Annotated in this window: 12 protein-coding genes; 5 read left to right on the forward strand and 7 right to left on the reverse strand. The window is 38.1% G+C overall.

The genetic code is table 11. From position 1 onward, the window contains the following. Positions 1-49 precede the first annotated feature (49 nt). A complete protein-coding gene (locus BFL47_RS13380; RefSeq protein WP_069660318.1) occupies positions 50-898 on the forward strand; it encodes a glycoside hydrolase family 16 protein in 849 nt (282 codons plus the stop codon). A gap of 63 nt (positions 899-961) precedes the next feature. On the opposite strand, the gene BFL47_RS20375 is transcribed toward BFL47_RS13380, so the two are convergent. Beyond that, positions 962-1,090: a hypothetical protein gene (locus BFL47_RS20375; RefSeq protein ID WP_262482892.1), complete on the reverse strand. Its 129-nt coding sequence runs from the start codon at positions 1,088-1,090 to the stop codon at positions 962-964. A gap of 255 nt (positions 1,091-1,345) precedes the next feature. Between BFL47_RS20375 and BFL47_RS13385 the strand changes: the two genes are divergently transcribed. Both BFL47_RS13385 and BFL47_RS19320 read left to right on the forward strand, forming a co-directional pair. Further along, entirely contained in the window at positions 1,346-2,851 is a 1,506-nt protein-coding gene (locus BFL47_RS13385) for an MFS transporter (RefSeq protein WP_069660300.1), read from the forward strand. 62 nt (positions 2,852-2,913) lie between these two features. Further along, entirely contained in the window at positions 2,914-3,246 is a 333-nt protein-coding gene (locus tag BFL47_RS19320; RefSeq protein WP_083257172.1) for a phage holin family protein, read from the forward strand. Positions 3,247-3,257: 11 nt separating this feature from the next. Here BFL47_RS19320 and BFL47_RS13395 read toward each other — a convergent pair whose 3' ends face one another. After that, positions 3,258-3,782 carry a protease gene (locus BFL47_RS13395; RefSeq protein ID WP_069660302.1) on the reverse strand — a complete coding sequence of 175 codons (525 nt, stop codon included), beginning with the start codon at positions 3,780-3,782 and terminating at the stop codon, positions 3,258-3,260. 33 nt (positions 3,783-3,815) lie between these two features. Then, a complete protein-coding gene (locus BFL47_RS13400) occupies positions 3,816-4,646 on the reverse strand; it encodes an energy transducer TonB (protein ID WP_069660303.1) in 831 nt (276 codons plus the stop codon). Positions 4,647-4,870: 224 nt separating this feature from the next. On the opposite strand from BFL47_RS13400, the gene BFL47_RS13405 reads away from it, so the two are divergent. Further along, positions 4,871-6,148, forward strand: coding sequence for an Hsp70 family protein (locus tag BFL47_RS13405; RefSeq protein WP_069660304.1), 1,278 nt, complete (start codon positions 4,871-4,873; stop codon positions 6,146-6,148). Here the strand turns inward: BFL47_RS13405 and BFL47_RS13410 are convergent, their stop codons facing one another. Together BFL47_RS13410 and BFL47_RS13415 are read right to left on the reverse strand one after the other, a co-directional pair. Continuing rightward, positions 6,149-6,964: a hypothetical protein gene (locus BFL47_RS13410; protein WP_069660305.1), complete on the reverse strand. Its 816-nt coding sequence runs from the start codon at positions 6,962-6,964 to the stop codon at positions 6,149-6,151. Positions 6,965-6,994: 30 nt separating this feature from the next. Further along, complete coding sequence (locus BFL47_RS13415) at positions 6,995-9,457, reverse strand: bifunctional YncE family protein/alkaline phosphatase family protein (RefSeq protein ID WP_069660306.1); 2,463 nt, start codon at positions 9,455-9,457, stop codon at positions 6,995-6,997. Between the two features lie 204 nt (positions 9,458-9,661). Here BFL47_RS13415 and BFL47_RS13420 point away from each other — a divergent pair, with 204 nt between their 5' ends. Then, positions 9,662-10,036, forward strand: a complete 375-nt coding sequence (locus BFL47_RS13420; protein ID WP_069660307.1) for a hypothetical protein — start codon at positions 9,662-9,664, stop codon at positions 10,034-10,036. Between the two features lie 32 nt (positions 10,037-10,068). On the opposite strand, the gene BFL47_RS13425 is transcribed toward BFL47_RS13420, so the two are convergent. Together BFL47_RS13425 and BFL47_RS13430 are read right to left on the reverse strand one after the other, a co-directional pair. Further along, a complete protein-coding gene (locus BFL47_RS13425; protein WP_069660308.1) occupies positions 10,069-11,025 on the reverse strand; it encodes a hypothetical protein in 957 nt (318 codons plus the stop codon). A 523-nt stretch (positions 11,026-11,548) separates the two neighbouring features. Continuing rightward, positions 11,549-11,818: a hypothetical protein gene (locus BFL47_RS13430; protein ID WP_069660309.1), complete on the reverse strand. Its 270-nt coding sequence runs from the start codon at positions 11,816-11,818 to the stop codon at positions 11,549-11,551. Positions 11,819-12,440 lie beyond the last annotated feature (622 nt).

The following is a 12,440-nucleotide window of genomic DNA, read 5'->3' on the forward strand; positions in this document are numbered from 1 at the left end:
CAACCTGAATAAAATGAAACCTGTTCTAAAACCAAATAACCCTAAAGGTATGTCTCTAATAACCATGTTAAATTGCTTTCTATTTATTAGTACTTCATGTTCAAATAAGGCAGAAGTTAAACCCTTACCTGAAAAACCTTCTCAAACACCTGTTGATAAAAATTGGACATTTGAAACCACGCCTTTATGGGCAGATGAATTTGAAACATCAGGCCAGCCGGATCCTACTAAATGGGGCTATGATATTGGCGGTAGCGGATGGGGAAATAATGAACTGGAGTACTATACCAACTCAGTAAAAAACGCTGAAGTTTCAAACGGTACATTAAAGATAAACGCCGTAAAAGAATCATTTAATGGAAAGGAATACACTTCTGCCCGGATGGTATCAAAAGGAAAAGCTGATTTTTTATATGGCAGGTTTGTATTTAAAGCTAAACTACCAGCAGGCAAAGGGACATGGCCAGCCATCTGGATGTTGCCAACAGATTTCGCTTATGGCGACTGGCCCAAATCCGGAGAAATTGACATTATGGAACATGTCGGTTATGACCCTAATAATGTACATATCACTGTTCATACAGATGCATACAATGGTGCGATTGGAACGCAAAAGGGTGATGCTAAAGTGATACCAACAGCAATGTCAGACTTTCATATTTATCGATTAGATTGGACCCCTTATGCCGTTAGAGGATATATTGATGATCAGGAAATATTCAATTTTATAAATGATGGAAAAGGCTTTTCATCATGGCCTTTTGATAAAAAATTCCATATCCTGCTGAATGTTGCTGTAGGAGGAAACTGGGGTGGAAAAGATGGCGTAGATCCAACAGTTTTCCCTGCGGTGATGGAAGTAGACTATGCACGCGTGTACAAAATGATAGAAAAGTAATTCCTAAGTAAGTGATTAAAATATTAATCGTTGTGATAAATATCACAGGGGTTAATATTTTAATCACTTTTTCTTCGTACCTGAATCCTTCTTTGGGACGCAATTTGGTACTTTTTTACCTTTTTTAGTTTTCGTTCCTACCTGCTCGTACTTTTCCCAGCAGGGATCTTTATCATTACTTTTCTCAGCCATACTTAAATTTTAGGTAAATGCTTAATTTACTTACCTAACAATCAACAAAGTCTGTGCCAGCGAAAACTGCCTCGCACTTCATACAAACAAAACTGGTAAGTATCTAAAAAACAAGACAATTAGCCATCCTAATCTGGTCGTTTTTTTATAAATTTATACATAATGCAAGTTTCCATAATTGACATCACAGTTCTGCCAAAAAAAGTATAAATGAATGTTTCTTAGCTAAGACCTATTCTTCATTATCTACATTCTATGGATTTAAGACCAAAAGAAATATTAACGCAAAATGATATAACCAAAGGGTTAAGAATAGTAATATGGGATGGTCTTACAGCAGAAGCAATGACTGCTTTTACTGGTGGGGCCTTTTTAATTGCAATGGCACTTCTATTAGGTGCAAATAACATAGAGATAGGTATATTGGCGGCTTTGCCTATGTTTACCAATATTTTTCAGCTGATATCGATATGGCTGGTTAGTAAGTATCATAACAGAAGGGCTGTTGCGGTTTATTGTGCCTTTCTCGCCAGGATTCCACTCTTTTTAATCGGTTGCATGGTTTGGTGGTCTCCAGACAGCCCCGTTCAGTTGCTTCTATTTTTCCTTTTCTTTCATTACCTGTTTGGATCTATAGCCGGACCAAGTTGGAACTCCTGGATGAAAGACATGGTTCCCGAAGCCATGTTAGGGAAGTATTTCTCACGCCGCAGTAAATATACGCAGATCTTAAATGTAGTACTGAGTATTATTTTAGCTCTAATACTTGACTATGTACAAAAGAATCAGCAACAGTATGAATTAAAAACCTATTCCATCTTTTTCATCCTGGCCGGAATAATTGGCATCATTGGTGGAATCATCTTATCCAATGCACCAGAACCACAATCCTACCTCACTAATGCTGATATCCTATCCCTTTTCAAACGCCCCCTCAAAAACATTAATTTTCGCCACTTACTCGTCTTCAATTCAGCATGGGTATTTGCTTTAAATATAGCTACACCTTTTTTTACGGTGTTTATGATGAAAGGATTAGGATTACCCATCTCTTACATCATCATACTTTCCATAATTAGTCAGCTCTTCAGTATCCTGACTTTAAACATGTGGGGCACTTTTTCAGACCGCTACAGTAACAAGAGTATTATAGCTATCAATGCCCCTCTTTATATACTGTGCATCATTGCCTGGTGTTTTGTAGGTATTTACTCCCATCATTTCGCTAACATTGGCTTACTGGTCATTATTCATGCATTCAGTGGGATTTCTACAGCAGGAATCAATTTATCCCTCACCAATATAGGATTAAAGCTTGCTCCTAAAAAAGATGCGATTGTCTATTTATCAGTCAAAAATATTATCACAGCTGTGTTTTCATCTTTAGGACCATTGATGGGGGGATTATTAGCCGACTTTTTTGCACAAAGAAGTCTGTCTATTTCAGCTCAATGGACCAGTCCAACGGCTTCCAAATTGGTTCGCATTGTTGCATTGCATGAATGGAACTTTCTGTTCCTTATAGGAGCGTTACTCGCCTTGTTATCCTTAAACTTTCTGGGCCGGATAAATGAAGTCGGCGAGGTGCAGAAGAATGCAGTAAGAAGAATTATGCGCACCAGTATTAAGAACAATTTAAGGGATTATTTCTTGATCGGTGACATTATCAGTATACATGAACAGCTAAGTGCCATTGTCAGGACACAAAGAAAGCATTTTTCAGACCCGGGTAAGGACGACCTTCCTAAGGAAGGGTTATAGAAAGATCAAAAACACTTTTAAAAAATAATCCGAATTAAAAACTATTTACATTATTATTGTTCATGAATTTTATAATCGGATTATTAGTTAACGCAGGCATACTTTTAACACTTTCCTCTTTGCTTCCAGGCATCAGGATTAAAAGTTTTGGAACGGCAGTACTGGTTGCTTTTGTTATTGGTATCCTGAATGCGACTATAGGATTGCTGCTCCGCTTTCCACTAAACATCCTGACACTTGGCTTCTTATCATTTTTTGTACGATTGATAGTTACAGCCGTAATGATCAAAATAGCAGATAAACTCTTTAATGATTTCGAATTAAAAGGCTTTACTCCGGCTTTGATAATAGCCTTAGTTTCAGCAATTGCAGGAACTCTATTGTCCCTCAATTAACACCAAAAGAATTATTTAATATACACAAATGAGATACTGTCTCTAACCATTAATCCGCTCATATTTTGACTGTTATAGCTAATTGTATATTTACCTGCGCCTTCAATTGCATAACCCTTTAACAAATCAACATCAATAGAAACGCTATCCTGAGGATTTAACTTCATATAACTACTTGCTGGAGGGGGCATCATCCTTTTAGCCATTGCACCTTTATAAGAAACTTCCTCCCCACTTTCATTTTTAATATCCAAGTACTTACTTATTAAAGGTTCAAATGGAGTATGCCATTTACAAAATTGCATAACGCTGTCCGCCTTATTATAAACAGTGAATCTCAGTTGAACCAAATCACCTATTTTAATCGTATCCTTAATTTCCATTTTAGCAAAAAGAGCCTTTTGTGCAGTAAGAACATTTATCTCTTGAGCTATTGAATCCGCCACTACTTTGTCACGATCCGTTGAACGTGTAGTCTGACTACAAGATGAAAGGGCCAACACTCCGGCAGCCAATATAAATTTCAAGTTTTTCATATCACAAAAGTATCCCTTTTTATATGGCATAATTTACTGCCCTTCCAAATTCAACATGATTGGCAGTGTATACTGAACCCTTACCGCTCTACCATTTTGAATCCCTGGGGTCCATTTAATTGTCTTTCTCAAGAGTCTGGTTGCTTCCTCTCCAGTACCCATACCCAAATCTTTAAGCACCTTTATATCCGTAAGACTACCATCCTTTTCCACAATGAAACTCATAACTATTCTCCCAGAAACTTCACTTTCCCTCGCTGAAGCAGGATAAACATAATTCTTACCGATGTATGAATAGAATTTAGCCAACCCACCAGGATATTCCGGCATTTGTTCCAACTCTTCAAAAGGATGTACCGTTTCATCTTCTATTACGACTGATTTGGTTCCCGGAGATGTACCTACAGGACCATCAATCTGCACGGCCGCATCAGGATTACCCGTAACCGTTTTAGGGCCAGGATCCGCAATCTTCAACTCATCAACAGTAGGTGGATCCACATTGCTCACCTGATTAGCAGGCACCACTACCAGAGGAGGAAACTTTATCTGACTTACCCTAGGCTGAGTAGGCTCCACTACCTTAAGAGGAGGAGGGGCCAGTTTATCAATCGCTGGAGCAGTAATAAGTGTTACATTAGTTAAAGGCAGTTGCACAATTCCATTATTCGATTCTGCCCCATTAATATATCTGGAAATCAGCGGAGCACTCATTATCAAAGTAAAAAATAATGCTCCAGAGAACATAGCCAGATTTGTCATCCTACTATTGTTTTTCCTTAATTGATAAGCACCATACTCTTGGTTCCTTCCAGTAAATACGACGTCAATCCACTCTTGGTTATAAAGATCTAACTTTGCCATTTTATTAAATATTAAAGGTGAATTTTTAAGGTTTAAAAAGCAGGATAGCTACGTCTCTTTTTATATTCTTATGATGACAACATCAATCACATTCCATAATAAAAATACTCTTTGAAGAAATATATTTCTCAACCAATCCATCAGGTTAATTCCAGTTTTTTTTTATACTTTCGCCGCCCGGTTATTCTATTTTATACATCGCTGAATAATTATCCCCGTTTGCCATGAAGAAATATTTGTATGGAATAGATTTTGGAACGACAAATTCGGCTTTATCCATTTACGATGAAGAGAAACAAGAGATCCTCACGACCCTAATCATTCCATCCCTGATTTACTTTCCACAAGACCGGAGCACGACAGGAGATGAAGAATACGTTGTAGGAGAAAATGCCATCTCAGCCTACCTGCAAGATGGCATGAAAGGACGGTTTATTAAATCAGTCAAACAGATCTTATCCAGAAGCAGCTTCACCCAAACACGCATTCAAAACAAAGCATATGACGCATCCGACCTGGTAGCCATTATTCTGAAAGAGCTAAAAGCAAGAGCTGATGCAATGACAGGACAAGAAGCCCAGAAGGTTGTTATAGGCCGTCCCGTGTTCTTTGATGATGACAGCACCCAAAAGGATACCCTGGCACAAAATAGGCTAACTAAAGCCGCTCAACTCGCCGGATTTAAACATGTCCGTTTCCAGTTTGAACCCATAGGAGCAGCCTATGCATACGAGAAGACGCTCCAAAAAAAGGAGAATGTATTGGTAGCCGATCTTGGAGGAGGTACAACAGACTTTACTTATCTGATACTTGACCCGGAAAAAGTGGGTAGCATTGACCGCAAAAACAATCTGCTCGCTACAGGAGGGATTTACATTGGTGGAGATAGTTTTGATTCCGCCTTTATGTGGGAAAGAGGAACCCCCTATTTTGGTAAGGACACGCCCTATGAAGCCACGCCAGGAAAGATCCTGAACGTTCCCAATTCACTATTCGCCAATATCTGTTCCTGGGATAAAATGAACTTTTTCAACGGCAGCAGGATCAGGAAAGACATTGATGATTACTATTATTTCTCCAAAAATAACCGTAAATTTAAAAATCTCATAACACTCATTGATCATAATCTCGGTTATTCCGTATTTCAGTCCATTGAAAAGACAAAGATTGATCTCTCAAGTAAGCAGAGTTCCGCATTCAGTTATTCCAACAGGGATATAGAAATTGATGAGGTTGTTTCCCTGTCAGAGTACAATGCCATTATAGAAAAGGATATCAACAAAATCCGCGTCTATTTAAATGAATTCATGACAGTAAATCAAATAAATACAAAAGATATTGACAGCCTTTTCATTACCGGTGGAACATCCATGGTTGTATCTGTCCAGAATCTTTTCAAAACAACTTTTCCGCACCTCAACATAAATTCCGGAGATAACTTTAGGAGTGTTGCCCAAGGGCTGGCTTACAGTGGCTATCTGTTCGAAGATGAAGAAGTATGATTACTTAAACCCTACCATAAACCGGACAGTATAACCGTTATTAGAAATATTAAAGTCTCTTGGTGCACTGTCAATGTTGCGGGTACTCGAAGTAGCATAGATAATCGGTCCGCCACCTAGCGAGAACAAAAAGTGCGAATCTTTAGTGGCCATATTAACCGATGGACCGATAAAAAGCTTAGCACCTCCTTCAGCCTCCTCTTTGTCCCAGAACCCTTCCAAATCTTCACCTGCAGCTTCAAAGCCAGCAAAGAATTGTTTACCCAGTTTATGATGAAAACCAACAGCTGTAATCAAATCAACGTTATCCCTGTTATTATCAAAGGCCTTTTCAATCCTCACATTACCTGCCAGGTTCCATAACTTATTACCCAGTGCCGCAGTTAATCTACTAAAAACGACATTCTCGTTTGTCCACTCACGTCTTACACCCAGACTCGTTCCAAACCTAAATCCCTGTGTTTTACCAGCACCTCCAATTAAGTCCCGGATGACCTCTACCTGTTGTAAACTGCGTACTCCCCCTGATTCACTGAAACCAATCCCAGCTTTGGCATATAAGGTAAAGCGGGAGCCTAGATAGCCCGATACAGCAAACTGCTGGTCTACCCCATTAAAGCCAAAAGGATTTGTAATATTTTTTCCATAACTACCCGAGTAGTTGATGTTCCAACCAGGTTCAGTTAATGAAGACACCGAAAACAGGAAAGGTTGCTGTACCCCAGAAATTAAATTTGAAGAATTAATGACCTTGGATTGCTGTGAAAAAGCGGTTCCAACAGTAAGAAGCAATGCAGCTAAAAAGATGTTTTTCATTGTAATAAAAGGTTAAGTATGATTCGCTAATTAGTCCTCGTCATCGTCACTTTTCAGTTCCAACTTTACAAATGCACTTCTCCGTGGAGCAGGCATCACAGAGTCCTCCCCTTTCACCGATTTCCATACTACTTCATTCAGGTCAAGATCCGGAGCTGCATCTTCTTTAGCAAAGTTGAACGATTCCGATCTTTTAGAACTTGTATTCACGGCAATATTGAGGGTATTCAAATCTATGTTTGAACCCAATGAACGGTATGACTTCATATCAGGCTTGCTATCAAAACAATTAAAAAGTGGCAAAGCAGCGGCATCATACTGACTCATTGGTGGTAAACCTAAAATCAGTTCCATTGTCCGTAAAATTCCTGAAGTAGAATACATGGTATGATTTACCGAGCCCATTTTAACATAAGGACTGATTACAAAAGCCGGAGAGCGGTGTGCATCAATATGATCCGGGCCGTTCTGCGCATCATCTTCCAGAACGAAAATCGCTGTCTCCTTCCAAATAGAGCTGTTAGAAATATATTCAATCAGCTGACCTAAGGCAAGATCATTGTCCGCAACTGCAGCAATAGGACTAATTTTTCCTAGTTTCTGTCCGCTGGTATGATCATTCCCTATCCGGAGAGAATTAAACTGCGGCACCTGATTTATAGCTATCAGCGAATCAAAATCATGCTTAAAAACTTTAATCCGGTCTACATCCTTAATATCCATATCAAAACCATCATAACCCGGACATACCCTGCCCTCCAGAGCTTTGATATTGGCCATTCCATTTTCTCCAAATTCCCCATACGTTCTATAGCTGAGTCCAGCGCGCTTACAGTAATCCCAAATAAATCCATCTTTAGGATAAGCAATCTTTCTGCTTCCTTCATAATCATAGGTACCACCCCTACCACCATAGCTAATTGGCCATGTCTTTTCCACATAATCAGTGGCATAAGCAGCCATACTCCAATTATGACCATCAGCACTCACTTCCGCATCCACATAAAAGTTATCCAGTAAAACAAACTGTCTGGCCAATGCATGATGATTAGGAGTTACCCGTTCCGGAAAAATACATAAACTCGTATCACCATTTCCTTCCTTCATATCCCCCAGAACCTGGTCATACGTACGGTTTTCTTTGATGATATAAAAAACATGTTTAATCGGAGAAACATCACCTTTTTTCATCGGGATAGGATTTCCTTCCTCACCCTTAGCCACTTTTTCAACCTGAGCGTTAAAAGGAGTATTCGCATATACCTGTTTGGAGTAAGTATTTAACCGTGCATCCGAAGGCTCGTCAATTATAGAAAGCGTTCCTTTAAAAAGTCCCCCGATATACTGAACCTTCTTTTTATCCGTAATACCCGTCTGGTAACCACTATTATCCGTCTTCTTAATTGGCTGAGGCCCCTGCGGATTGGCCATAGAGGCGAAACCCTTTCCATTGGCTACCAAAATCTTATTGCCAACCGTTTTAACATTCGTTGGATACCATCCCGTAGGGATAAATCCTTTCGAGACACTTTTACCCGGGACGGAAACATTGAATACAGCCAAGCAGTTATTGTCCGCATTAGCGATGTAAAGTATTTTTTCATCAGAAGATAAGGCCAATCCATTGGTAGTCGATCCAGTCAATTTTGTCGGATACAATGTAGCAGAAATAGTTTCGATCACTTTATTCGACGCGGCACTAATAACCGATACCGAATTATCATTGGCATTGGCCACGTAAACATACTTTCCATTCTTGCTGCAAACTATTTCATTTGGATGATTTCCCGTAGAAATTTCATTTATAATTTTCCCGGTTACCGTATTATAAACCAACAGCTTGGCGCCGCCCCATAGTGAAATATATAATTTAAGCTTGTCAGGACTGAGCAGGCAAGAATAAGCTTCATGTTGCAGGTCTATTTTCTTAATGACCGCTTTAGTTTTCAAATCAAAAACGTACAGCGCACTATCCTCTTTGGTAACCGTATATAAACGATTGGTCTTATTGTTTACATCTAATCCAGCTGGACTAATTTTAACCGGCCATGGTTTACCTAGAGTAAGCGTATCCGCTTTTCCGATTTTCCTACCCGCAATAGCATACACCAAAATGATATTATCATTTCCACCGGATACATATAACTTTTTATCATCATCACCAAAACGGATCCCATACCAGGACTTGGCAATAGACACCTCATCCAATAACTTTTCACTTTTAGGATCAATCAATTGAATCACTTGCTCACTTTGGCCATTGTTGGTGACAGCAAGCATTTGTTTATCGTGTGACAAGACCATATTCAGAGGAAGATCACCAAGCGGCAAAGATTTACCAGCGGGACTTAAAGACCAGCCATTAGGAAGAAGAACCTTCGGTGCTTTAGGATTATTAGTAGGCAACTGCGCTTTACAGGTAGAGCCCATAATTACAGCAAATAAAAGGATAAGTAATTTAAGCGAACGCTTCTTTGTAGTGTGTAACATCATATCGTTATAACAAAGTATAAAGTAAGGCACCATATATTAAGTTTGCATTAATAAATCATTAGCGGTTTATTAATAAAATCACCTCACCAATACAATCTCTTTTTATGATCACCTATTTTCTATTAGTGTAAACAAATTTAATACAGGTACATTAGTACAATAAGAGAAAGAGAAGATTGTGAGTGACGCTAATAAATTTTCTATGTGAAATTGCATCCGGATTTACAATTGCTCAAACGAGCTATAGAAGAATCTTTAATTGCTGAAGAACTTATTCCTGAATTAAGCTTGAATGTGAGTTCTGAACCTTATTACGAATTCATCTACGAACATCTGTTTCTGGAAGGAAAAATATGTGCTGAAGAACTGCTCGAAGAAATGCAGATTGTTGCTTATAATAAACTAGCATCCAAACTTCATGCGGTTGCGTTAAATAATAAAATTATTAAAAAAATGGAATTTCAAGACTTATGGAAATATAAATTAAGATTCATTTATAAATTTATCACTGGATACAAAACTTTTGCAGAGGGAAAAGCAGTTAAAATAAATTGTAATGACTCAACAGGTGTCCCGTAGGGATGTTAAAATTAGCGAAGTGAAAAAGTAATTTATTTGTCTTTCAAGCTATTACTGATTTCTCTAACAAAATCTTCTGTAACACCAACCAGACCAGCAATTTTTGAGACGCTTAAATCTGTTGAAGATAGTAGGTTTTTGGTGAACTCTATATTCTTCTCCAGTTCTTTCTGAGATAAGCCTTTTTCTATACCTTTTTCAAGACCCATTTCAAAACCTTCTTCCCTATTCAGTTCGTTTATTGTTTCTATTATTCCCATAACGTTGCTCCTTCCCATTAAGGTGTCTACTTCTATATCAAAAATACGATTAATTTTCGGATCTTTTATATAGACCAAATTTTTCAAAAAGATGATAAAACGTGCAATTTTTTCATGATTATATTTACCACTCTCTATTAAAGTCCGGGCAATGGTAAGCCGCTCTTCACCTAATTCTTCTTCCGGTATTTTCCCTTCAAGCAGGGCCTTCTGTGCTGCCAGAATGATCAATGAAAATGGATTATCCATACCCAGTAGTTCTTCATGAGTATGATCAAAGATTTGATAGGCTTTATACTTAAATAAGATCTCGGTGAAAATTAGCTTTTCATGATACTGGCCTGGTCTCCGTTGGTTCCTTTCTCCAGTAAATACAGCTAATGCTTCCACCGGAATTCCAAAGCGGTCAGTTAGCCTGTATTGATATTGGAACATCCTTTTCTCAAAGCCTGGTTTGTTCCCTCCTTCAATTTCTACATGTACCAGTATATATTCAAATCCCCCTTTCAAAAGACATACTTTAACCAGCAAGTCGGCGGCACGTGCTCCTCCTTTCTTCTCACGTTCAGGAAAGATCTCCCGTAATTCCTTATCCAGCACCTGAAATTCCTTATCCAAATCAAATACTTGATCAGCTTCCGGATAAAAGAAGCGCAGTAAATCGGGAAAAGCTTCTTCAAAAGCACTCTTGAGCAGAATGTCACTCTTTCTACGCGGGTTATTGTTCATGGCTAATCGGAGCTAACAGAGATAAGGTTAAGAAAAAAGAAGCGCATTGTTTATAAGGTTCATAATAGCCTGGAGGCCGGTTACGTTGGTAAGTATCAAATTTACATTGAAATCATAATTTGACGCACAAGTATGCTAAAAGAACTAGCCATTAAAAAAAACAAAATAAGCTTTCTCACGCAATATTGAATTCCATGACCCAAAGTTCATCCGTATTCGCAATGTGAACCAATAAATTCTTTATACTCCCACCTCTCCCAAACGAAGAGTTTTCAATTAATAAACCATTGGAAGATATTGTCTTGCCATAGTTGAACAAAACATTTCCCGATTCCTTAACCCATTGATATTGCTCTCTTATCACTTACCAATCACAATAAACTGTTAATACTTAGATGAAAGCATCGCCCAAATATTTTCAAAACCACATGTCAATACCTCGACATCGATTTAAGATCTAATATCAAAAGTGCTAGCTTAAGGCTGGCTTTTACTGATTATTTGTTTGATCAAAGGTTAAGAATCACTCAGCTGTTTCGTCAGTATCATCATTACTTTGTGGACCGCCCTCTTTCTTTAATTGATCTAGCGAAAGGTTTGTAGTTGCAGCCATGAATTTCTCAATTTCAGCCTCATCACCTTGGGTAGTTAACGGTTGGGCATTGACCTTAATCTCTGTATCTTCTGTTTCCGACTCATCTTTATTTACTTCAGCTTTGTCCAAATTAGTTGTTTCATCTGCATTATTCTGATCATCCTGATCATCATAAATGCCAATATTATTATCAGCCATACTTTATAAATCTTTATTACATAAAGCTTTAAATGCGGAATTGGTTTTCAAAAACTTTTATGATTGCCTTTTATTGACCAAATTGGCATATTTATTTTTACCCTTATCTTCTGAAATCTAAGAACAATTAAGCACCTAATTACTGTCGATAATAAACAATTTTCATTATACGCAAATACGTTGAATTTAAATACCTTAGCGTAATGGATGATAAAGAATTTCCTGAATTATTATTGGACTATATAGCAAGGGCGCACCTCTGGCATCTACTGCAGGAGAACCCTTAAAGTGACGAACTAAATGATCTGATGCTAAAAATTGGTAGAAACAGAACAAGCCCTTATGAATTATTATGGTTTACCTTTTACACTGAAATACTCTGAGCTATTCCAGTTTTTTGCGCTAAAAGAAGATTTCGTTCTTGCAGATATCCCTAAATTTATACTATCACTCGAAGATGCAGCGAACGAGTACATCTTGCAACCAGTGCTAACTATAGATATCTTTTAATGCACGCATATCTTTGCTTCGAAATTGTAGCGATTACACTTATTTATTACTTTTAACCTAACTATTCAGGACTGAAGTTAACGATTAATTTTAGGGTATAAAAGACATCATT

This window comes from Arcticibacter eurypsychrophilus, from assembly GCF_001730525.1.
Classification (GTDB): Bacteria; Bacteroidota; Bacteroidia; order Sphingobacteriales; family Sphingobacteriaceae; genus Arcticibacter; species Arcticibacter eurypsychrophilus.